Here is a 21,990-nt window from a genome sequence, read left to right on the forward strand (position 1 = left end):
GAGAGGACGGATGAAAAAAGCCTGGTGGAAAGAAGCGGTTGTATATCAGATTTATCCCCGCAGTTTTATGGACAGCAATGGGGATGGCATCGGGGATTTGCGGGGAATTATCTCCAAACTGGATTATCTGCAGGAGCTGGGGGTGAATGTAATCTGGCTCTGCCCGGTTTATAAATCCCCCAATGATGATAATGGATATGATATCAGTGATTATCGGGATATCATGACGGAATTCGGCACCCTGGCCGACTGGGAGGAACTGCTGGCCGAGGTCCATAAGCGGGGGATGAAACTGATCATGGACCTGGTGGTCAACCACACCTCGGATGAACATCCCTGGTTTATCGAATCCCGCAAGTCCAGGGATAATCCCTACCGGGATTACTACATCTGGCGGCCAGGCAAGGATGGCCGGGAACCCAACAACTGGCGTTCCTTTTTCAGCGGCTCGGCCTGGGAGTATGATGAAACAACGGGGGAATATTATCTCCACCTCTTCTCCAGAAAGCAGCCGGATTTAAACTGGGAAAATCCCCGTTTGCGGGCAGAAATCTATGAGATGATGAAATGGTGGCTGGACAAGGGGATTGACGGGTTCCGCATGGATGTGATCAATGCCATCTCCAAGGTTCCGGGTTTGCCAGATGCACCCAAACGCAGTGATGACCCCTACCAGTGGGGAACAGAGTATTTCATTAACGGGCCCCGTATTCATGAGTTCCTGCAGGAAATGAAACGGGAAGTGCTGGACCACTATGATATCATGACCGTGGGGGAAACACCCTTTGTCACTCCCGAAGATGCCATCAAATACACCCATGAGGAAACGGGGACCCTGAACATGGTTTTCCAGTTCCAGCACATGGATGTGGATATGGCACCCAATAGCACTAAAGGGAAGTGGGAGCTCTATCCCTGGAAATTAACGGACTTGAAAAAAATCATCACCACCTGGCAAAAAGAGCTGGAAGGCAAAGGCTGGAACAGTATCTATCTGGAAAACCATGACCAGCCCCGTTCTGTCTCCCGCTTCGCTGATGATGGGGAGTACCGGGTGCCATCTGCCAAAATGCTGGCCACTTTCCTGCTCACTCTGCAGGGTACACCTTACATTTATCAGGGTCAGGAAATCGGCATGACCAATGTCAAATTCGATTCAATTGAGGACTACCGGGACATTGAAACCCTGAACATGTATCGGGAGGAACTGGCGAAAGGAAGTAAGCCGGAGGAAATCCTGCCCTTGATTCATGCCAAAGGCCGGGATAATTCTCGCACCCCCATGCAGTGGGATGCCAGTGCAAATGCCGGCTTTACCAGCGGCCAACCCTGGATCAAAGTCAATCCCAACTACCGGGAAATCAATGTGGAACAGGCGCTGCAAGATCCCGACTCCGTTTTCCACTATTACAAGCGCTTGATTCGCCTGCGCAAGGAAATGCCGGTTTTCGTATATGGTACCTATGACTTGCTGCTGCCTGAAGATGAACAAATCTATGCTTATACCAGAACCATGGGAGAAGAAAAACTGCTGGTGGTGCTGAACTTCTCCGCGGCTACCCCTCTTTTCACCATGCCGGCAGAACTGGAGCGGTTTAGCCAGCGGCAATTGCTGATTGTCAACTACCCGGTAAACGATGAGGAAAGCAGGGAATTCCGGCTCCGTCCGTATGAAGCCCGGGTCTATCGGTTCAGTAATGGCACAGACAGGAGGTAATGGCGATGGCCAAAGTCCGATTTGAACATATCTACAAGCGCTATGGCCAGCAAACCATTGTTAAGGATTTCAATCTCGAAATCAAGGATAAGGAATTTCTGGTGTTTGTCGGTCCTTCCGGTTGTGGTAAATCCACTACCCTGCGCATGGTGGCCGGTCTGGAAGAAATTTCCGAAGGCAATCTATATATTGACGACCGGCTGGTCAATCATTTGCCACCGAAAGAACGGGATGTGGCCATGGTATTTCAAAACTATGCCCTCTATCCCCATATGAATGTTTATGAGAACATGGCTTTTGGATTGAAATTGCGGAATGTACCCAAAGAGGAAATCGACCGCCGGGTGCGGGAAGCGGCACGCATTTTGCAGATCGAACATTTACTGGAACGGAAACCCAAAGCCCTGTCCGGGGGTCAGAGGCAGCGGGTAGCCATGGGGAGGGCTATTGTGCGGGAACCCAAAGTCTTCCTGATGGATGAGCCCCTTTCCAACCTGGATGCCAAACTGCGGGTGCAGATGCGGACGGAAATCATCAAACTGCACCGGCGGCTGGAGTCCACTATCATTTATGTTACCCATGACCAGACGGAAGCGATGACCATGGGTGACCGCATTGTGGTGATGAAGGATGGGGTGATCCAGCAGGTGGATACACCTTTAAATCTCTATCACCATCCCTGTAATAAATTTGTTGCCGGGTTTATCGGTTCTCCGGCCATGAATTTCCTGGAATGTACCGTTAAACTGGAAGGTGAGACGGTCTCCCTGAATTTCGGTAATTTCGAGCTGGCAGTGCCCCAGGGGAAAGGGGAAAAATTGCAGAAGTATATTAATCAGCGGATAATTTTCGGGATCCGGCCCGAGGACATTCACGATGAGGCGGTGGTGCTGGAAGCATATCCTCACAGCCAGGTGGAAGCGGTCATTGATGTGGTAGAACTGATGGGGGCTGAAACTTATCTCTATCTTTCTGCCGACACCCATAACTTTACCGCCCGCCTGGATGGCCGTTCCCAGTATCGGGCCGGGGAAAAAGTACGGCTGGCCATTGATATGAACAAAATGCATGCCTTTGATAAAGAAACCGAAGAAGCGATTTTGTAAAGCGGGGGACTGCTAATGATAGTTTGTATCGGCGAGGCTTTAATAGATTTTGTGCCCACAGTGTTAGGCCAGGCCCTGCGGGATGTGGAAACCTTCAGTAAAAAAGCCGGAGGAGCTCCCGCTAATGTAGCTGCCGGGATTGCCAAACTGGGGGGTAAAGCGGCCTTTATTGGCAAAGTGGGAGCTGATGAATTCGGCCGCTTCCTGGAGAAAACCCTGGCGGAATTGGGGGTTGATACCAGCGGAATGCTGTTTTCCGAGGAGGCCAACACCGGCCTGGCCTTTGTTTCTCTGCGGGCTGACGGGGAGCGGGATTTCCTCTTTTACCGCCGTCCCAGTGCCGATATGCTGCTTCGGCCCGAGGAAATCCGGCAGGACCTGCTAGCCCGGGCCCGGATTGTCCACTTTGGTTCTGTCACGTTGATTAGCGAGCCGGTTGCTTCTGCCACTCTGGCAGCGGTAAAACGGGCTAAAGAGCTGGGGGCGTTAGTTGCTTTTGATCCTAATCTCCGCCTCAACCTCTGGCCTTCAGCTGAAATGGCCCGGGAGCGGATCCTGGCAGTCCTGCCACTGGCTGACCTGGTCAAGGTCAGTGAAGAAGAACTGGAGTTTCTTGCTGGCCATGCGGGGGAGAACCGGGAGGCGGCCTGCCAGCAGCTGCTGGCTGCTGGCCCCCGTCTGGTGGTGGTAACCCTGGGAGCGAAAGGCGCCTTGCTCTGCAGCCGGGAGCAGGTACTGCAGCTGAATGGGTTTGAGGTGACAGCCATTGATACCACCGGGGCTGGAGATGCCTTCTGGGCGGCTTTTCTCACCCGGCTGGAGGAAATGCTGGTAACCGGACGTCAACTGTCCGGACTAACTGAAGGGGAGTGGCAGGAGGTCCTGACCTTTGCCAACCGGGTAGGGGCGCTGACCACTACCCGGCCGGGGGCAATTGCTGCTATACCCACCCGGGCGGAGGTGGAGGCAGAACTGGCAGCAGCTCCTGTAACCAGTGCGGACTACATTCGTCAGGTGACTGTTGAACTGCCGGAAGGGCTGCTGGGAAGAAGCGCTGCTCTATTTGTCCAAACAGCCGGAAAATATGAGGCGTTATTGAAAATAGGCTACCAGAATAAACTGGTGGATGCCAAAAGTATTCTCGGGGTGATGGTGCTGGGGGTGCGACCAGGGGAAAAGGTAACTTTGTATGCCGACGGCCCGGAAGCAGCCGAAGCCCTGGAAACACTGACTTCTTTCTTACAAGGCAAGACAGGGAGCGAAAGTTGAGATGAAACAACAGACAGCAACACCAATTTACCCCCTCGATGAATGGAAGATCATTGAAGAGAGATTCCGACCTGAAGATAATCTGCGCAATGAATCCATCTTCGCCACCGGCAATGGCTATATCGGGATGCGGGGAAATTTTGAAGAAGGCTATGAGGGCCCGGAAGGGACCTCGGTGAATGGCACCTATCTGAATGGTTTTTTTGATTCAGAGCCCATTATTTACGGGGAAGAAGCTTATGGCTATGCCAGAAACCGGCAAACCATGCTGAATGTAACCGATGGCAAAATCATGCAGGTATTGGTGGATGACCAGCCTTTCAGTCTCTTTCGTGGGCGCATTCTGGCTTACCGGCGGGAACTGGATTTAAAGACCGGTTTGCTTACCCGTGAGGTGACCTGGGAGGCCCCTGCAGGCCAGCAGGTACGCTTGCGCTTTCAACGTCTGGTATCATTACAACGTAAACACCTGGCGGCTCTGACCTGTGAAGTGGAAGCTCTCAACTTTAATGGGGAAATTACCTTTATCTCCGCTCTGAATGGAGAGGTGCGCAACCAGGTCAGCAAGGGGGACCCCCGCACCGGTTCCGGTTTTCAGGGCCAGGTCCTTTTGACGGAAGGGAAAGTGGCTGAGGGTGACTTTGCCGCCCTCCGTCAACGAACCAAAACTACCGCCTTTGCCCTGGTCTGTGCTATGGAAAATGCGATAGTGGCCAGCCGGGAAGGAAAGCGGGAAAAGGTTGAAGCAGAACAACTGGTGGGCTTTCGCTATACCCTGCCGGTGAAGCAGGGGGAAAAAGTGAGACTGGAGAAATATTTGGCCTATTATACCTCCCGGGATTATCCGGAAGGGGAATTGCTGACTCGCGCTCAGGCAACTGTAGAGGAAGCCAGGAACCTCGGCTTTACGGCCCTGGCAGAGGAGCAACGCCAGTATCTGGCTGCTTTTTGGCAAGTAGCAGATATTGAAATTAAAGGGGATGCCGCCCTGCAGCAGGGACTGCGTTTCAATGCCTTCCAGCTGCTGCAATCCGCTGGCCGGGATGGCAGGACCAATATCGGAGCCAAAGGTCTGACTGGTGAAGGCTACGAAGGCCACTATTTCTGGGATACGGAAATCTATATTCTGCCCTTTTTCCTCTATACCAGTCCGGAAATTGCCCGGTCGCTGCTGGCCTATCGCTATCACATTCTGAACAAGGCCAGGGAGCGGGCCCGGCAAATGTCCCAGCGGGGGGCCCTCTTCCCCTGGCGGACCATTGATGGGGAAGAGACTTCCGCTTACTATCCGGCCGGTACTGCCCAGTATCATATCAATGCTGCCGTCATCTATGCCCTGAAAAAATATCTGCAGGCCACCGGGGATCTGGAGTTTTTCCTGCAGGCCGGGGCGGAAATGCTGTTTGAAACCGCCCGGTTCTGGGTGAACCTGGGAGATTATATCCCCAGAAAAGGCAACCGCTTCTGTATCAACGGGGTAACCGGCCCGGATGAGTATACAGCCATTGTCAATAACAACGCCTATACCAACCTGATGGCCAAAGACCATCTGGAGTTCGCTGCCCGCATGGCGAACTGGCTGCAGAGGGAATATCCGGAGCAGTACCAGGTCCTGGCGGTCAAAATCGGGCTTCAGCCTGAGGAAGTGGCGGAATGGCAGCGAGCAGCCGGGCTTATGTACCTTCCCTATGATGAAGAACTGGGCATTCTGGCCCAGGATGATTCCTTCCTGGACAAGGCGGTCTGGGATTTTGCCGGCACTCCGGCTGATAAATACCCCTTGTTGCTCCACTATCACCCCCTAGTGATTTATCGCCATCAGGTGCTGAAGCAGGCAGATGTGGTACTGGCCCTCTTCCTGCAGGGCAACCGTTTCTCCCTGGCGGAGAAAAAGCGCAACTATGATTATTACGAGCCCCTGACCACCCATGATTCATCTCTCTCGCCCTGTATTTACAGCATCATGGCGGCTGAGATCGGGTACAAGGACAAGGCTTATCATTATTTTATGCAGACCGCCCGCCTGGATCTGGATGATTACCATGGCAATGTCAAGGATGGTCTGCATATGGCGGCCATGGCCGGGGCCCGCCTGGCCCTGGTCTGCGGTTTTGGCGGCATGCGGGAATATGACGGCAAGCTTTACTTTAATCCCATTATACCGGAGAAATGGGAGGGCTATAGCTTCAAAGTCCGGTTCCAGCACCGCCTGTTGCAGGTGCAGGTGACAGCCGAAGAGGCAGTCTATACTTTACTGACAGGAGAACCCCTGACCATCTACCATCGACAGCAGGAGCTGCAGCTGCTCGCTGGTCGGCCGGTGGCGGTCAGTATCAAGCCCCGCCTGGAGGCGGTGATTTTTGACCTGGATGGGGTAATCACTGATACCGCCGAATACCACTACCTGGCCTGGAAGCGGCTGGCCGAGGAGCTGGGGCTGGCCTTTGACCGGGCCCTGAATGAACAGCTGAAAGGGATTGGCCGCAAGGAATCCCTGGAGATTATCCTGCAGGCCAATGGCAAAACCGCGGCGGAAGCGGAAAAGGAAGAGTGGATCGCCAGGAAAAACCGGTATTATCTGGAGCTGCTAGAGCAGCTAACGCCGGCGGCGGTGGCACCAGGGGTGCTGGCCCTGCTGCAGGAGTTGAAGGCTCATGGGATCAAGACCGCTCTGGCTTCAGCCAGCAAAAATGCGCCGCTGGTGCTGGAGAAACTGCAACTGACCCGATATTTTGATGTAATTGTAGATGCGGGCGCAGTAAAAAAAGGCAAACCCGATCCGGAGATTTTCCTGACCGCTGCCGAACAGCTGCAGGTGCATGGGGGAAACTGTCTGGGAATCGAGGATGCTGCAGCCGGGATTGCTGCTATCAAGGCTGCCGGGATGGTAGCGGTCGGTGTAGGCGATAAGGCAACTCTCCCGGCAGCGGATCTGGTAGTCAAAACAATGAATGAACTGAATTTGTCTAAACTGCAAGCATGCTTTACAGGTGTCCGTTAAGGCACCTGTTTTTCTTTTGCTTTATGTTTAAGAGATATAAAAAAAGGGAAAAATCAAGGATAAGGAGGTGGTTTTTATGAGCTGGTGGAGAAAAATTATCGACTGGCCCTGGTGGCCGGATGCTCTGGAAAGGCAAAAGAACTGGCGGCGGCGCTGGCTGCTGGGCTGGAGTATCTGGGGGATAGCTATTACTGGCTTGGTCCTGGCGGGTACATATGCCTGGTGGTTTAACCGGACTTATCAGGATCATGTAACTGTGACCCGGGCGGTACAGGATGACCTGAGCAGCACTGCCACATGGGTTAAACCGGCGACGGTGCTGGCCCGGCAAACCGGAGAGGAAACGCAAGCTAAGCGGGCGGTAGAGCCTGCCCGGTCCCGGGAGGAAAAAAAGAAAAAAATTTCCCGCTCCCAGGTATACACCCGGACACAGGTGGGGAATAATATAGTAGGGAAGGAACTCCCCTCTCCCAGATTTCCGCTGGCAGGTGGACAACTTATTTTCGGCTATGGCCAGATTTACTGGCCGGTTTTCGGGGACTACCGTTTCCACCACGGGATGGATATCCGCCCGGCGGAAAACAATAACCTGGTGCGGGCGGTGTGGCCCGGTCAGGTCAAGACCATTCGCGATGGCAGTGAAGGACCGGAACTGGTCCTGAGCCATGCCCAGGGTTGGGAAACGGTATATGGCAACCTGCAGGGCATCAAGGTGCGAATGGGTCAGCGGGTGGAAGGCGGCCAGGTCTTAGGCCTGGTAGCACCGGGTGAGTTGCTCCATTTTGCTGCCAGCCAGCGGGGAGAAGCGGTGAATCCTGCGGTTATCTTCCCTTAACAAGCTACCCTCATTCTTTTCATATCCCCTATCCCCTTTCTTGGCAACCGTTCTGGTTGCCTTTTTTTTATTCTTCCTTTGATGAAACGTTCTTCGAATATTGAACATAATCTGTAACAATAGGCGCTCCAAGAGCCCGGTTAGTTTCGCTTGAAAGGAGTCATAAGCTATGGATGACAGGTTTGAATCACGATTTTTTCGTCAATCAGATCCCAAAATGAAAGAATTCATCTTTACTCTCCCCCCAGCATGGTGGAGCCGTTGTTATGAATACCCCTGGGCCAGTAAGTTTGTTGAATCCAGTGATACGGTACTTGATGCTGGCTGCGGTATTAGTCATCCCTTTAAATTCTTTCTTTCCGATACATGTCGCGAAGTGCATGCCTGTGACATTGACGAACGCATTTTGTCATCCACCGCTATCCTCCAGGAGATTGAAGCGGACTTTGGTCAAGAAGAGGTCACTAAATTTCCCTTACGTTACTTTGATAACATCCACTTTGCTAAAGCGGATCTGGCTAAACTTCCTTATGAAAAGGGAAAATTTGATAAGATATTCTGCATTTCCGTCCTGGAGCACTTAAATACGAAGGTGATGCAGTCTATTCTAAAAGAATTTAAAAGGACCCTTAAAGATACAGGCTTAATTATTTTGACTTTCGACTACCCAACGATTAATTTAGATACTTTCATAAACATAATCACTGAAGTTGGCTTAAAATTTAATGGATCTGTTTCACTTACACTGCCAGATGACGCAGTCTTTAGTGATCTATATGGCCGACTCTATTGCTATCGTGCGGTTTTAAGAAAAGGTTAGCACTTTGAGACGCTATCAGCCTGGCTTTTTGCTATATTACCCGACAAGTGGCTTCTTTTCTCATTCCCTGCAGCATATATATCTATTAGCAATCGGCTGTAGGGGGGTTGAGGACGGGATGCAAGAATACATCAGGAAACGGGTCCTGGATATCAGCAATTATATTCTGGAGTCGGGGGCAACGGTGCGGCAGGCAGCCCAGGTCTTCGGCGTCAGCAAATCCACCGTGCATAAGGATATAACCGAGCGGTTACCGACCATTAATAAACGCCTGGCAGCCCAGGTCAAAAAAATCCTGGAAAACAACAAGGCAGAACGTCATATTCGGGGCGGCGAGGCAACCAGAAAAAAATATCAGGAAAATGCTGAATAACAGTAAGAAAAAGAGGATTTTCCCCTTTTTAGTAGAAATAAATTATATTTAGACGAAACTGGGCGTAATAGAATATTTGAAAGGGGAAAAGAAGAGAATGTTCGGCTTCGGCATGGATATCGGTGTGGATCTGGGCACTGCCAGTGTGCTGGTATATATAAGGGGGAAAGGGATTGTTTTGCACGAACCCTCTGTGGTCGCCATCAACAAGGATACCGGCAAAGTGATTGCTGTCGGGGAGGAAGCCCGGCGTATGATCGGGCGGACCCCGGGCAATATTGTGGCTATTCGCCCTTTGCGGGACGGTGTTATCGCCGATTATGACGTAACGGAAAAAATGCTGCGCTATTTTATCAACAAAGCCGTCGGCCGCAAATTTATTTTGCCTTTTTTCCGGCCCCGCATTATGGTGTGCATTCCCTCCGGTGTAACGGGGGTAGAGGAACGGGCAGTCAGACAGGCCGCCATTCAGGCCGGGGCCAGGCAGGCGGCGCTGATTGAGGAACCCCTGGCAGCAGCCCTGGGGGCAGGGATTGAGATTTCCGAACCCAGTGGCTCCATGGTGGTGGACATCGGCGGGGGTACCACCGATATTGCCGTTCTTTCCCTGGGAGGCATAGTGGTGAGCAAATCCCTGCGGGTCGGCGGAGACAAGTTTGATGAAGCTATTATGCGCTATATTCGGCGGGAATTCAACCTGATGATCGGAGAGCGGACGGCAGAAGAGCTGAAAATCCAGATCGGCACTGCCTATCCGGCCGCCAAACGGGATAACAGCGTTTACGAGATTCGCGGTCGGGACCTGGTTTCCGGTTTGCCCAAGAATGTGCAGGTAACCAGCCAGCATACCTATGAAGCACTGCAGGAAGCGGTGGAACAGGTAGTAAGCTCGGTCAAGGAAGTGCTGGAAAAAACCCCGCCGGAACTGGCGGCAGATATAATGAACAAGGGAATTGTCATGACGGGGGGAGGTTCTCTCCTGCATGGCCTCAGTACCCTGATCAGCAAGGAGACAGGCCTGCCGGTTTATATTGCCGATGATCCTCTCTCCTGTGTAGCCCTTGGAACAGGGAAAGCCCTGGTTAACTACGATGTAGCAGCCAAAAACAACCGGTCCTATCGGAAAGTGCTGTAAGCGGTGGTGATGGAGAGTGAAGCGGCAGCGCTGGCTAAGTTTGATATTGTTGCTGCTGGTCTGGCTGGGGACAGGCTCAGCGTTAAGTCAGGGGGCAGAGGTGGCCCTGGTGGTGGAAAGCCCACTGGAGGGAGCAAGGGTAACCACTGGTCAGATTGATGTCAGGGGCTATCTCAGAGGCAGTACAGAGCTGACAGTTAACGGCAATACCGTTAGTGTAGGCAGTGACGGCTCCTGGACCACCCAGATCCAGTTGACCCCGGGTGCCAACCGGATCGAGCTGGTGGCACGAATATCAGGTCAGACGCTCAAAAAGTATCTCAACCTGTTTTACGCCGATGGCTTGCCGGTGATTACCATCAACCAGCCGGCAGATCAGGGGCTGGTGCGCGCCTCATCTCTCAACTTGACGGGAGAAGTGGCGGAAGGAGTGCTGGCAGCGGTCTATCTCAATGGCAGCCAGCAGTCGGTGACCACCGGAGTTAATACCTTCAATCTGACTCTGTCCGGCTTGAAACCGGGCGCAAATAACATTAAGGTTTCAGCAGTGGACTCCGAAGGGGATAGCCGGGAAAAAAACCTGACCGTCTGGTATGATGACAGTCCGGCACTGGAGGTAACTGAACCCGGTCCGGGACAACAAATTAATGGTAATACTGTGGTGGTCAAGGGGAAGGCCTGGAATGTGGACAAGCTGCTAATCAATGACCAGCAGGTATCTGTCAGTGGTAATAGTTTCAGCTACACCCTGGCGGTCAATGATAAGACCGATAAAATCACTCTGGTGGGCAGCAAAGGCACCCGGTCGGTTACAGTTGAGATTCAGGTCAAGTATGCAGGCAAGCCGGAGCTGGTTATTGACAGTCCTGGTTCGGGCAGCAAGGTCTATAGCAATGTTATCAGCATCAGTGGGCATCTGCTCGGCCTGGCTGATTATAGCGGACTGGAGGCTATGGTCAACAAAAATAAATATTCTTTCAATACCAGAGGGTACTTTACTGCAGACAATATTCTGTTGAAGCCTGGCAAAAATACTGTTAAAGTTGAAGTAAAGATGGCAAATTTAACTTTAAGTAAGAGTATAGATATTTACTATATTGAACAACCGCAAACAGGGGCCAGTATCCGCCTGCAGCCTGCTATCAGCGGCGGCAACTTCAAACTCTGGGGCGGAATGGTTCAATTGACGGTACCGCCCGGGGTATTCAGCGGCAATGAATACCTGCGGGTCAGGAGCGAAAATCCCCGGGACTATACTATTTCCGGAGGTGGTCGGGTTTTTGCCGGACCGGTGCTGAGTATCGAAGGACTGGGGGAACAGGGGGTAACCCTGACGGTTAAAACCGCGCCAGGCCTCAGTTCGGAGCAGGGCCGGCGCCTGGACCTCTATCGCTATGATGGCGATGGGAACTGGGAGCCGCTGGCAGGTACGGCAGATAGTCGAAAAGGGATGGTAACCGCCTGGTTACCAGGAGATGGGGTCTATGCAGTGCTGGCTGATGTCAGGGTTTATGCCGATGTGGAAAAACACTGGGCCCAGGAGGAGATCGAAACTCTGCTGGCTCGCGGTATCATGGTGGCCGATACCAGTACGGCCTTTCGCCCTGACCGGGCTTTGTCCAGGGGGGAGCTGGCGGTAATTCTGGCCAAAGCATTGGGATTACAGCTGCTGAATGGAAATTATCTCTATTTTAATGATGTTTCTACTGCAGATGCGCGTTATCCATACATTCAGACGGTAATTCGGGCAGGTTACATGAAAGGAACAGGCAGTGGCCGGTTCAATCCGAACGGGGTTTTGACCAGGGCTGAGTTTATGACCATCCTCAGCCGGGCTGCAAACTGGACTGCTGCCAGGGATGGTGGCACCAGCTCCGGGTTCAGGGATTGGGCCCAGGTGCCCTGGTGGGCTAAAAATGCTATAACTGTAGCTCTGCAAAAGGGCTATATCAATGGGGTGAAACCGGGAGTGTTAGCACCCCGGGCGGCCATTACCAAGGCCCAGGCTGCCAGGTTGCTGGTCAAGATGATGACGGAATTGAAGCGGATTTAAGCGGGGGAGGGATCGGTTTGATCAGAGGATTATATACAGCAGCGTCCGGGATGGTGGCCCAGCAAAAACGCATGGACACCATCGCCAATAACATGGCCAATGTCAATACAGCCGGTTTCAAGCGAGATGAGACTGTCGTTGAAGCTTTTCCCCAGTTGCTGCTGAGCCGGCTCAATGACCCGGGAATCCCGGGGGCGGATAAAGGGGATGTACGGCCGCTGGTCGGCGGACTGGGCACGGGTGCCCGTTTGCAGGCAGTGCTGCCTATCTTTACCCAGGGACCCTTGCGCCAGACGGAGGCACCGCTGGATGTGGCCATTGCCGGGGATGGCTTTTTCGTGGTTCAGACTCCTGCCGGAGAGGCCTACACCCGCAATGGCGCTTTCCAGCTGGATGAACAGGGGTACCTGGTCACCTCTGCCGGTTACCGGGTGCTGGGGCAGAATGGCCCGATCCGGGTTCAGCCCGGCAGCAAGGTGGTTATTGATGAACAGGGACAGGTAACAGCTAATGGTCAGCCGGTAGGAAAGCTGCGGGTGGTGACTTTTGCCAATCCCCAGGCCCTGCAGAAACTGGGGGACTCCCTCTTCCAGGGGACAGGAGCAACCCCGCTGGCGGAACCGGTGCTGCGTCCCGGTTTTCTGGAACAGTCCAATGTCAATCCGGTACTGGAAATGGTGAATATGCTGACGGCTATGCGGACCTATGAAGCCGGGCAAAAAACCATTCAGGCGGAAGACCAGCTTCTGGAGAAAGCTGTTAATGAAGTAGGCAGGGTATAAGGAGGGAGTCGGAATGATACGGACTTTATGGACAGCGGCCAGCGGTATGACGGCCCAGCAGGCCAATATTGACAATATCGCCAACAACCTGGCAAACGTCAATACTACCGGTTACAAAAAGACTTCAGTGGAGTTTCAGGATCTGCTTTATGCCAATCTGCGGGAAAACGGCCGGGTGCTGGCTGATGGGACCACTTCCCCGATCAATTTCCAGCTGGGTCTGGGGGTAAGGGTGGCCGGGATCAGGACAGAGTTCAGCAAGGGCAATCTGCAGGCTACCAACAATCCCTTTGACCTGGCACTAACCGATGACACCTTTTTTGAAATCCGTCTGCCCAACGGCCAGGTCGCCTATACCAGGGATGGCTCCTTCAAAGTTAACAGTGAAGGGCGGATTGTCACAGTAGATGGCTATCAGCTGTCCTTGCAGAACAAGACGGCCGATGAGGTGCTGATCAGCGATCCGGAAGCGGTATCCATTGCGGAAAATGGCAGTATCGTGATGCCCAAGCGAACTTCTGTTCCTGCAGATATCTATATTCTCAAGGATGTTAAGACTCTGGTTGATGACGGTACTGGTTTCTTCAAGGGCAATTTTGAACTGTGGCAGCCTTCGGACACTCAGCCAACCCCGCCCAAAGACCGCTATTTCAAAGTGGAAATGCCCGATGGCAGTGAAGCCTATGTGCGGGCCGGCAGTTTCAAGGTGGACAGTGCAGGTAACATTGTAACTTCTCTCCAGGTCGCTGATGGCAATGGGGGCTTTAAACCCGCCAGGCTGGTCAGTTCCTCCCTGCCGGAAGTGGACAAGGGGGTAGTTCAGGTGGATGTAGGGGATGATGGCAAATTCGTTCTGACCCAGGAAGTGGGCCTGATTCGCCGGGTGCGTTTCACCAACCCGCAGGGTCTGGAGAAGAGGGGCCAGAACCTGTATTTCCCCACCGCTGCCTCTGGTCCGGCGGAAACCGTGTCTGAAGACCAGGCAGGGGTGATGAGTGGCTTTATTGAGACTTCCAATGTCCAGGTGGCTGAGGAAATGGTGAAGATGATTATGGCCCAGCGGGCTTATGAGCTGAATTCCAAGGCGATCCAGACCGCTGATGATATGATGCAGGTCGCCAACCAGCTCAAGCGTTAAGGGAGGGATAGCCGGTGACAGTTAATGGTATCGGTGGGCCCTCTCCGCTGAAGCTGGCCCGGGAAGCGGTCAAGAGCACCGTTCCGGGTGAAGGGCAGGAATTTGCCCGGGTGCTGGAACAGGCGGCTAAAAGCGCCGATGATAAGAAGCTGAAAGAGGCCTGCCAGCAGATGGAGGCTCTCTTTTTACACCAGCTCCTGCAGAGGATGCGGGCTACTGTTCCCAAAGGAGGACTGTTCCCGGAAGATAACGGAGAAGAGATCTTTCGGGATATGCTGGATGGGGAACTGGCGGTGCAGATGAGCAAGGCCGGTGGGATTGGTCTGGCAGAAATGTTGTATCAACAGTTGAAACCGCATAAATAGCTATTCTGCGGGAATAAAAATTGTTCCAGCTGGTTAACCTGTGTTCTGGTGATTTAAATGCAGATTAGCAGAAGAATCTGGATAGTGGTGGTGCTGGTCGTTATTCTGAACATTTCTGGTGCTGCAACCGGCTGGAGCAGTGAACAAACTATGAATGAACCAGTGGCTATTTTCTGGCATAATGGCCGAGAACTAAAAGCTCTTACTATTCTGGTCATGAGAGCTGATGGCAGCAAAGCGGTGATCGGAACCGTCCCTGTCTTCGCCTATTATGCCAGTCACCGCGGAGGGCCGGGCAGCCGGGGGCTACCGCAAACGGTGGGAGAGATGTTTGCTGCTCAAGGCCGGGCTGCGGTACTAACAGCGGTAAGTACCTATCTGGGCCTACCGCTCAGCAAGTATGTAGCGATTGAGCAGAAAGCTTTTGCCAGCATGTCTGAACTGGTTGGACCCACCACCATCAATGGAAAAGAGATTACCATGGCAACGGCCTTTGAGCAAACCCGGCTGGGGATCAGACATGATGATCAGCAAGTGGTGAGAGCTTTTAGTGCCAAGCTCCGCCAACCGGAGGAATGGTGGAAACTGCCCCGGCTGGCCTATTTACTGATCGGGGCTGTAGATACCAATCTGACCATGCAGGAGCTCTGGCAATATTATTCCCTTTACCGGCAAATCGGACCGGAACGAACTTACAAGGAAGCCGTTCAGGGTAAGGATTTTTATATTGATGGTGTAAAATACCGGGCCATTTCTCCCCGGGAATGGCAGGAATTCTTCCCCCGCCTGTTGAAATAACAGGTAAAGGGGGTTTTTGTTTTGCGGAAAAACAGGATTCTAGCACTCTCTTTTCTACTGATCATGGCTGGATTGGGATTAAGCAAGAGCGGCTGGGCCAGGCCCGGGGATGCGGCTGACCCACTGGTAACCAAAAGCTATGTAATGAAGGTGCTTTCAGAAAACTTCAATCCTATGGCGCAGACTCTGGCGTCTGTAGATAGCAAACTGGATGATTTATTACAGCGTACTGCCAGTGCCCAAAAACAACTGGTGCCCTTTAGTGATGTTTATCAGGCGGAGTACAGCCCGGCTATTGCCCGGATATACCATCTTGGTCTGATCAAAGGTTATCCGGATGGTACTTTCAGGCCCAATGGCCCGATTAGCCGGAGTGAAATGGCTACCCTGCTGGTCAGGGCGAAAAAATTAACGTTAACTACCCGGAAAATCTATTTTAAAGATGTGTATTCCGGTTACTGGGCTTATCAGTATATCGCCACTGCCAAACTATCCGGACTGGTTACCGGTTATCCTGACAATACCTTCAGGCCAACCAGGCAGGTGACCAGAGGGGAAGCGGCTGCGCTCATCTATCGGGCCTATGCCAAATCACTGATAGCAGTGCAATCGGCGCCTAAATACAGCGATATGACCAAACACTGGGCCCGGCCTTATGTGGATTATCTGACTAAAGCAGGGGTGATTCCGGTGGAAGCGGGCGGCAAATTCAATCCCGATGCCCCGGCCACCCGTTTATGGGTGGTGGAGGCCCTGGCAAAACTACAGTAGAGAGGAGCAAAGCCCAATGAAAAAGAGAATGGCCCTGATAATTGCCCTGGCAATACTCGGAACAAATACGGCTGTAGCCTGGGCCCGGCCGGGGGATGCCAGTGACCCGCTGGTAACCAGGAGCTATGTTGACAAACAGGTGGCTGAAGGGCTAACGCCTCTGGCTGACCAGATGGACGCACTGCAACAGCATCTGGACCAGTTGCTGGTAAGAAGCACAGCCTTACAGCAACAGCTGGCCGAACTGTTGCTGAACTTCAAAGATATAGCTGCCATACCGGAAAAAGTGGCCATAATCAAGGCAGTCAAGCTGGGCTGGATGCAGGGCAATGCCGATCGCACCTTTAGGCCCAAAGCGGCCCTGACCCGCAGGGATCTGGCCCTGTTCCTGGTCAGGGCCAAAGGAGTGCCCCTGAGCAAGGCTACAACAAAATACAAAGATGTGAAGGTTACTGATCCGCTGGCCAGGGTAATGGTAACCGCAGCGGAGAAAAAGCTGCTCCCGGCCCGCAGTCGCACCTATTATGGTGCCAACCAGGATGTTACCAGAGCCGAGCTGGCCTATTACCTGGCCAGCAATTTTCCGGAACTGATGCCCAGGGCGGGTACCAAAATGCCGTATGTAAAGGATAGCAACCGTCACTGGGCTAAAACTTCGGTCCAGAAGGTAGTGGTTAGCGGGCTGATGCCCCTGGACAAGCAGGGGAAGTTTTATCCCAACCGGCTGCTGACCAGGGCGGAAGCGGCGGCGATCATGGCAAAAGTGGCAGCCAAGAAAAATTTATAAAAAATTTTCCTCCGACCCCCAAAAAAAGACCCTTGCCTGACGTATTTATATAACGTCAGGACAGGGGTTCAGTTTTATGGTTGATGTAGCAGAAATTTAAATTAAAGCCATTGACTGGACTGCCGTTGCTGGCTATAATGGAAAATGTAGCCTAATGGCTACAGGGGGACTGAAAAGATTAAATAAAAAAAGAAGTGTAAAGGGGGATATGAAAAGAATGAGAATCAAGAAGTCTATGGCTACTTTTGTGGCCGCCACCATGCTGTTCGGTTCCACCGGCATGGCATTCGCTTCCGTGGATGACAGCATCAATCGTCTGAATGGCGTAGGTCTGGTTAAGGGTTATGCTGATGGCAGCTTCAAACCGGAACAGAATATCACCCGGGCTGAATATGCCGCTATTGCCGTACGGGCCCTGGGGCTGGAAGCGGCTGCTCAGTATGCAAAAGGACCTACCAAGTTCAAGGATGTACCTGCCAATCACTGGGCCTCTGGTTATATTAATGTAGCAGTTGACCAGGGGATCATTACCGGTTATCCCGATGGTAAATTCAGACCTGATGCGAATGTAACTGCTGCTGAAGCCATTGCCATGATGGTACGGGTGCTGGGTTATGAGCCTGTTCTGACTGGAACCTGGCCGACCAAGTATATCTCCAAGGCATCAGCTCTCGGTTTGTTGGACAATGTTTCCATTGACAACTTCAATGCTCCTGCTAAACGGGGAGATGTATTCGTTATCGCTGATGATGCATTGGATGTAAAACCGCTGGAACAAAAAGGTTATGGTGACACCAAGACTTACGAAGAATCCACCAAAACCCTGCTGGAACTGAAACTGAAAGTAACCGAGAAAAAAGACATGGCTGTGGGTGCTTCTGTAGTTCACGATGGTGTTGCTACAGACCAAATCAGCGTCAATGGTTCTGTCTATGATCTTGTAGGTACAGTAAATCCTTTTGACTTCTATGGTCTGAAAACAAAAGTCTGGTTTAACAAGGATAATGATGTAATTGCTGTTAAGGCTGATGAGGAAGAAATCTTTACTGATAAGATCAAGGACATTAATGGCAATAAGGTTGTATTCTATGGTAAGGGTGAAAAGGAACTTGCTTCTTCTGTAACCCTTTACGACAACTTTGCTGCAGGAACACAGGCAGTATTAGGAAACAATGTTAAAAAAGGTGATGTAGTAAAAGTTGTACTGGATGATAAAGGCAAGATTATTAAGTTTATTAAGTTTGCTTATCCCAACACTGACTACGTAAAAGAAATTGATGCTGCTAACAAGAAAATTACCTTCAAGCTGTCTGGTAACTCCATCTCCTTAAAGGATAAGGATGAAGACTATATCCAGATCTTCAAGAACGGTAAAAAGGCAACTCTGGCAGACATCAAGGTTGGCGATGTAGTATCTTATTACAAAGATAATAATGGTGATAAATATTTGATCGCAGCTACAGATGCTGTTGTAAGCGGTAAGCTGACCTCTGTTGCTGATGCAGCCGGCAGCAATGTAAAACTGGTTGTTGGCGATAAAACTGTATATACTAATGGAACCGCTAAATACACAACGAATAACGGCGATTCTTTCAGCGACGCTACAACTGCTAGCTTGAACGATGACCTGGTTGGCCAGAATGTTACAGTGAAACTGGGTCTGAATGGTGAGGCAGCCTATGTTATCAGTGACAAGGAAGCTACCAGCAAGACATTTGATGTTCTGGTCAGAAACATTACCAAAGAAACTACTTATAGTGGAAACACCAATTCCACCAAGACCTATATCAAGGTAACCAAGTTTGATGGTACCATGCTGGTATATGAAGTTGATAACGATGACTACAGCACTGTTGGCGATATGACCTATGGATACGTAGGTCTAGATATTAATAAAGATACCAGTGCTGATATCAATCCTAAAGACTTTGTCAAAATCACATTGAATGATTCTGGAAAGGTTTCGAAAGTCACTGCATTAGCTACCGATACAATTAAAACTCCTTCCTCAGTAGACAAAGATACAAATGTAATTTATGTAAATAGTACACCTTATATCGTCACTAGTGATACCAAAGTAATCAAGTCCAAGAAATTAGGTGGTGGCTCTAATCCAGCTTATCTTGACGAAACTGAATATGTAACATGGGATAATGCTGAAGATTATGTAGCACAGAATCTAGCTAAAACTAAAATAGTTATTGATGGTTCCAAAGTTAAGTATGTCTTCCTAGATTCCACTACTGCCGTTGCTTCCGACTATAAGTGGGGTGTTGTTGTTGGTAGCAAGTTCGGTATCGGTGGTGGCGATTATGCAGTAAAAGTTAATGTAGATGGTACAGAAAAGCAATACACATTAGATGGTGTTGATATTAGCAGCTCCAATGCAGTAGTTGCGTTTAAGTTAAATGCTGACGGTACTAAGATAAATAATATTACTGTCCTCACAGATGTATATAATGGGGTAGAAACAGTAGATAAAGTTGAAACCGTAGGCGACAAGGTAATTATCACCATGACTAACGGGAACCAGCGGATTGGCATTGCTTCCAAGGTTAAATACTTTGATAAATCTGGAGGTAAGAACATTACTCCGATTACTGGAGTCTCCAGCGGTGATAAAGTGCGGGTCTATGAATTCCTGGACAAAGATGGGAAATATCAGTCACCGACTGATGGCATGATTGACTTTGTAGTGAAAGAATAACAACAAGGGGCTAAGCCCCTTGTTTTTTTGTGCGCCCGGCATGGGCGTTGTCTATAGGGTGAAAGTCCCGAACGGTGAAAGTAGCAGTAGCCGTAGCTTAAGACAAGGGTGACCACCGTGATGAAGGGCCGAACACGAAGTAAGGGCTTGGCTTGGTACGTTCGAGAGATACTCAAAGACAGCAGAAAACCCCATATGGGGCCTGCCATGGGGAGGAAGCGGTGAATCCGCAGGGGACCTATAGAGGGCCGAGTGTAACTCCGGCACAACCCGGGAACACATCCCGCGAAAGTGATGGTAACGGTCAGAAGGAGAAGGTTGTGGTCAGACAGAACATGCTGGCAACTCTAAGACGGGTAGAGGTGAACAAAGGTGCTCCAGGAATTGACCAGGTCACGATAAAAGACCTCAGGGACTATGTACGGGAGCACTGGGACAGAATTAGGGAAGAACTTCTCACGGGACCCTATAAACCGCTTCAGTTACGGGTTCAGACCCGGACGCAGGGGACATGATGCGGTCAGACAGGCAAGGAAGTACGCAGAGGAAGGATACACCTGGGTGGTAGACATGGAACTGGAGAAATTCTTCGACCGGGTAAACTATGACATCTTGATGGCCCGTGTTGTCCGCAAAGTCAAAGGCAAGCGGGTACTAAAACTTATCCGCCGCTATCTTCAGGCCGGTGTAATGGTCAACGGGGTAGTATAGACACCGATGAAGGTACTCCACAAGGAGCTTTGGCCAAAAGCCACGCTAGTGAGCGTTAAGGAAAAGACGAGGCTAGACCTCTGATAACGTGTCGAAAGCGTAGGGACGTCATCAAAACCAGGGGGTAGTAGTTAGCTTGGGATAAGGCTGGAAGAAATCTGTTTACTGACCAGATGATGACCGGCATGAAGTTGGCGTGAAATTAGTACAGGCTTCTGTGAGGAACGTGGGAACCTGCACTTCGATGCCAAGAGAAAACTCCAAGCGGAGGACCAGTAAGGACGAAAGTATCGACGCGAAGCGCAGGGGCGGAACAATCCGCAGTAGTGATGAAGCTCCCGTAATGGGTGTGAAGCGAAGGGATTGTATTATCCGGTTTTGAACAGCGGTCAACCGCAAGGGAGGAACCAATGAGCAAAACAAAGCCTTATGAAATCTCCAAGTTAATTGTACTGGAGGCATTCCAGAGAGTAAAAGCTAACAAGGGCGCTGCTGGAATTGATTATGAAAGTCTGGAAGCGTTTGAGGCAGATTTGAAGAACAACCTCTATAAGATTTGGAACAGAATGTCTTCCGGCAGCTATTTCCCTCCACCGGTTAAAGCAGTGAAAATTCCGAAGAAAAGTGGGGGTACTCGCATACTTGGCGTGCCCACACAGTGGCCGATCGGATGGCGCAGATGGTGGCGATAATTTACTTCGAGCCATAAGTTGAACCCTACTTTGACGCGGCCTCCTATGGATACCAACCGGGGAAATCGGCTGCTGATGCCCTAGCTGTCACACGGCAGCGGTGCTGGAGGTACGACTGGGTACTGGATTTTGACATCAGGGGGCTGTTTGACAATATCGACCGCGAATTGCTGATGAAGGCAATCCGCAGGCACACCGACAATCTGTGGGTCGTCCTCTATATTCAGAGATGGCTCAAGGCACCGTTTCAAATGCCTGATGGCACGGTCAAAATTGCAGAAGGGAACCTAAATTTGTTTATCCACTGGCAAATGGGGATTCTTCCCGGGGCGGATAATGGGAGTCAGATGAGCTGAGAGGGTCACGTCCGGTTCTGAGAGGGCCTGGGTATAAGACTCCCCAGGGCTACTTACTGTAACTTCTATGTTCAAAGCAAGCGAACCGGAGAACGGGTTTTTGGGAATGCAAATCGTTCCTGGAGAAGAAGTTGATAACTTCTCGAAGCAAGGCCAAGAGGGTTTCGGACCGTTCAAGAGCATCAATGCCTCCTTGGAGGCTGGATAGGCTACTATGCGCTGGCAGAAACGCCAAGCATATTCCAGGAAATCGAGGGATGGCTAAGGCGAAGGCTACGGATGTGTGTCTGGAAACAATGGAAACGTGTCCGAACCCGATACCGTGAACTGCGAGCCTTGGGCTTGCCTGAGAGGGTTGTCCATAGGATGGCCAATGCCCGTAAAGGCTACTTGCGTATGTCGCAGCAATAAACAATGCCTTGAACAATACCTACTGGCAAAGTCAGGGCCTAAAGAGTTTAACTGAGCGTTATCATCGCATTCGTCAAGCTTGGTGAACCGCCGTATACCGAACGGTACGTACGGTGGTGTGAGAAGACGGGGATCAATCACCCCCTCCTACTCGATTACAGAA

At 51.3% G+C, this 21,990-nt stretch carries 18 protein-coding genes and 2 pseudogenes; all 20 read left to right on the plus strand.

The features are described 5' to 3' along the window. Positions 1 to 10 precede the first annotated feature (10 nt). Positions 11 to 1,717 (plus strand): alpha-glucosidase, encoded by a 1,707-nt coding sequence (locus tag ULO1_RS10440; protein WP_079933536.1) that lies wholly within the window; start codon positions 11 to 13, stop codon positions 1,715 to 1,717. Positions 1,718 to 1,722: 5 nt separating this feature from the next. Next, the gene (locus tag ULO1_RS10445; protein ID WP_078665217.1) at positions 1,723 to 2,823 is read left to right on the plus strand and encodes an ABC transporter ATP-binding protein; all 1,101 of its coding nucleotides are present in this window, start codon (positions 1,723 to 1,725) and stop codon (positions 2,821 to 2,823) included. A gap of 15 nt (positions 2,824 to 2,838) precedes the next feature. Then, complete coding sequence (locus ULO1_RS10450) at positions 2,839 to 4,092, plus strand: PfkB family carbohydrate kinase (RefSeq protein ID WP_242947940.1); 1,254 nt, start codon at positions 2,839 to 2,841, stop codon at positions 4,090 to 4,092. A 1-nt stretch (position 4,093) separates the two neighbouring features. Next, positions 4,094 to 7,093 carry a beta-phosphoglucomutase gene (gene pgmB / locus ULO1_RS10455; protein WP_079933537.1) on the plus strand — a complete coding sequence of 1,000 codons (3,000 nt, stop codon included), beginning with the start codon at positions 4,094 to 4,096 and terminating at the stop codon, positions 7,091 to 7,093. Between the two features lie 76 nt (positions 7,094 to 7,169). After that, positions 7,170 to 7,928 carry a M23 family metallopeptidase gene (locus ULO1_RS10460; protein WP_079933538.1) on the plus strand — a complete coding sequence of 253 codons (759 nt, stop codon included), beginning with the start codon at positions 7,170 to 7,172 and terminating at the stop codon, positions 7,926 to 7,928. 169 nt (positions 7,929 to 8,097) lie between these two features. Continuing rightward, positions 8,098 to 8,748 (plus strand): class I SAM-dependent methyltransferase, encoded by a 651-nt coding sequence (locus ULO1_RS10465; protein WP_079933539.1) that lies wholly within the window; start codon positions 8,098 to 8,100, stop codon positions 8,746 to 8,748. A 118-nt stretch (positions 8,749 to 8,866) separates the two neighbouring features. Continuing rightward, positions 8,867 to 9,121, plus strand: a complete 255-nt coding sequence (spoIIID, locus tag ULO1_RS10470) for a sporulation transcriptional regulator SpoIIID (protein ID WP_078665212.1) — start codon at positions 8,867 to 8,869, stop codon at positions 9,119 to 9,121. A 97-nt stretch (positions 9,122 to 9,218) separates the two neighbouring features. Continuing rightward, complete coding sequence (locus ULO1_RS10475; RefSeq protein WP_079906671.1) at positions 9,219 to 10,256, plus strand: rod shape-determining protein; 1,038 nt, start codon at positions 9,219 to 9,221, stop codon at positions 10,254 to 10,256. A gap of 16 nt (positions 10,257 to 10,272) precedes the next feature. Further along, a complete protein-coding gene (locus ULO1_RS10480; RefSeq protein ID WP_079933540.1) occupies positions 10,273 to 12,309 on the plus strand; it encodes an S-layer homology domain-containing protein in 2,037 nt (678 codons plus the stop codon). 17 nt (positions 12,310 to 12,326) lie between these two features. Further along, positions 12,327 to 13,091, plus strand: coding sequence for a flagellar basal-body rod protein FlgF (gene flgF / locus ULO1_RS10485; protein ID WP_079933541.1), 765 nt, complete (start codon positions 12,327 to 12,329; stop codon positions 13,089 to 13,091). Between the two features lie 13 nt (positions 13,092 to 13,104). Beyond that, positions 13,105 to 14,229, plus strand: coding sequence for a flagellar hook-basal body protein (locus ULO1_RS10490; protein ID WP_079933542.1), 1,125 nt, complete (start codon positions 13,105 to 13,107; stop codon positions 14,227 to 14,229). Between the two features lie 14 nt (positions 14,230 to 14,243). Further along, the gene (locus tag ULO1_RS10495; protein ID WP_079933543.1) at positions 14,244 to 14,594 is read left to right on the plus strand and encodes a rod-binding protein; all 351 of its coding nucleotides are present in this window, start codon (positions 14,244 to 14,246) and stop codon (positions 14,592 to 14,594) included. A 57-nt stretch (positions 14,595 to 14,651) separates the two neighbouring features. After that, complete coding sequence (locus ULO1_RS10500; RefSeq protein ID WP_079933544.1) at positions 14,652 to 15,392, plus strand: LCP family protein; 741 nt, start codon at positions 14,652 to 14,654, stop codon at positions 15,390 to 15,392. Positions 15,393 to 15,413: 21 nt separating this feature from the next. Beyond that, positions 15,414 to 16,163 carry an S-layer homology domain-containing protein gene (locus ULO1_RS10505; RefSeq protein ID WP_079933545.1) on the plus strand — a complete coding sequence of 250 codons (750 nt, stop codon included), beginning with the start codon at positions 15,414 to 15,416 and terminating at the stop codon, positions 16,161 to 16,163. 16 nt (positions 16,164 to 16,179) lie between these two features. Beyond that, positions 16,180 to 16,950, plus strand: coding sequence for an S-layer homology domain-containing protein (locus ULO1_RS10510; RefSeq protein WP_159446887.1), 771 nt, complete (start codon positions 16,180 to 16,182; stop codon positions 16,948 to 16,950). A gap of 208 nt (positions 16,951 to 17,158) precedes the next feature. Continuing rightward, on the plus strand, positions 17,159 to 19,657 hold the full coding sequence (locus ULO1_RS10515; protein WP_159446888.1) for an S-layer homology domain-containing protein: 2,499 nt from the start codon (positions 17,159 to 17,161) through the stop codon (positions 19,655 to 19,657). A 320-nt stretch (positions 19,658 to 19,977) separates the two neighbouring features. Further along, positions 19,978 to 20,172: a hypothetical protein gene (locus tag ULO1_RS15215; RefSeq protein WP_242947951.1), complete on the plus strand. Its 195-nt coding sequence runs from the start codon at positions 19,978 to 19,980 to the stop codon at positions 20,170 to 20,172. After that, positions 20,126 to 20,368, plus strand: a complete 243-nt coding sequence (locus tag ULO1_RS15220) for a reverse transcriptase domain-containing protein (RefSeq protein WP_242947947.1) — start codon at positions 20,126 to 20,128, stop codon at positions 20,366 to 20,368. The genes ULO1_RS15215 and ULO1_RS15220 overlap by 47 nt, the downstream gene beginning before the upstream one ends. Before the next feature lie 410 nt (positions 20,369 to 20,778). Then, positions 20,779 to 21,326, plus strand: a pseudogene (locus ULO1_RS10525) (reverse transcriptase domain-containing protein); the annotation flags it as partial. A gap of 282 nt (positions 21,327 to 21,608) precedes the next feature. Next, a pseudogene (locus tag ULO1_RS10530) lies at positions 21,609 to 21,827 on the plus strand (group II intron maturase-specific domain-containing protein); the annotation flags it as partial. Between the last annotated feature and the right edge of the window lie 163 nt (positions 21,828 to 21,990).

Origin of the sequence: Carboxydocella sp. ULO1, from assembly GCF_002049255.1 — a bacterium.
GTDB lineage: Bacteria > Bacillota.

Bases quoted from the DNA above. Each gene is read 5' to 3' on its own strand.
- ULO1_RS10440 (WP_079933536.1), top strand. From the start codon at position 11: ATGAAAAAAGCCTGGTGGAAAGAAGCGGTTGTATATCAGATTTATCCC.
- ULO1_RS10445 (WP_078665217.1), top strand. From the start codon at position 1,723: ATGGCCAAAGTCCGATTTGAACATATCTACAAGCGCTATGGCCAGCAA.
- ULO1_RS10450 (WP_242947940.1), top strand. From the start codon at position 2,839: ATGATAGTTTGTATCGGCGAGGCTTTAATAGATTTTGTGCCCACAGTG.
- pgmB (WP_079933537.1), top strand. From the start codon at position 4,094: ATGAAACAACAGACAGCAACACCAATTTACCCCCTCGATGAATGGAAG.
- ULO1_RS10460 (WP_079933538.1), top strand. From the start codon at position 7,170: ATGAGCTGGTGGAGAAAAATTATCGACTGGCCCTGGTGGCCGGATGCT.
- ULO1_RS10465 (WP_079933539.1), top strand. From the start codon at position 8,098: ATGGATGACAGGTTTGAATCACGATTTTTTCGTCAATCAGATCCCAAA.
- spoIIID (WP_078665212.1), top strand. From the start codon at position 8,867: ATGCAAGAATACATCAGGAAACGGGTCCTGGATATCAGCAATTATATT.
- ULO1_RS10475 (WP_079906671.1), top strand. From the start codon at position 9,219: ATGTTCGGCTTCGGCATGGATATCGGTGTGGATCTGGGCACTGCCAGT.
- ULO1_RS10490 (WP_079933542.1), top strand. From the start codon at position 13,105: ATGATACGGACTTTATGGACAGCGGCCAGCGGTATGACGGCCCAGCAG.
- ULO1_RS10500 (WP_079933544.1), top strand. From the start codon at position 14,652: ATGCAGATTAGCAGAAGAATCTGGATAGTGGTGGTGCTGGTCGTTATT.
- ULO1_RS10510 (WP_159446887.1), top strand. From the start codon at position 16,180: ATGAAAAAGAGAATGGCCCTGATAATTGCCCTGGCAATACTCGGAACA.
- ULO1_RS10515 (WP_159446888.1), top strand. From the start codon at position 17,159: ATGAAAAGAATGAGAATCAAGAAGTCTATGGCTACTTTTGTGGCCGCC.